Origin of the sequence: Micromonospora sp. SL4-19, from assembly GCF_047921475.1 — a bacterium.
Taxonomy (GTDB): domain Bacteria; phylum Actinomycetota; class Actinomycetes; order Mycobacteriales; family Micromonosporaceae; genus Micromonospora.
In genome coordinates this window covers 1-270 of sequence record NZ_JBLROB010000114.1, presented here as the reverse complement: position 1 = coordinate 270, position 270 = coordinate 1, and the positions used below count along the sequence as shown (strand labels likewise).

Here is a 270-nt window from a genome sequence, read left to right as displayed (position 1 = left end):
ACCCCGGTCGCGGTGCAGGGCGCCCAGTCGAAGATCGACCTCAACGGTGAGCAGACCGCCAACGTCAAGGCGATCATCGCCGCGACGAAGAAGGCCGGCCTGCCGGAGCGGGCCGCGGTGATCTCGATCGCCACGAGCCTGCAGGAGTCGAAGCTGGAGAACCTGGGCCACCTCGGCGACAAGAACGACCACGACTCGCTGGGCCTGTTCCAGCAGCGCCCGAGCTCGGGTTGGGGTACGCCGGAGCAGATCACCGACCCCGAGTACTCG

Annotated in this window: 1 pseudogene; it reads left to right on the top strand. The window is 68.1% G+C overall.

Features of this window, described 5'->3' with window-relative positions:
• Positions 1-270: pseudogene (locus tag ACNAVT_RS31920) on the top strand (hypothetical protein); the annotation flags it as partial.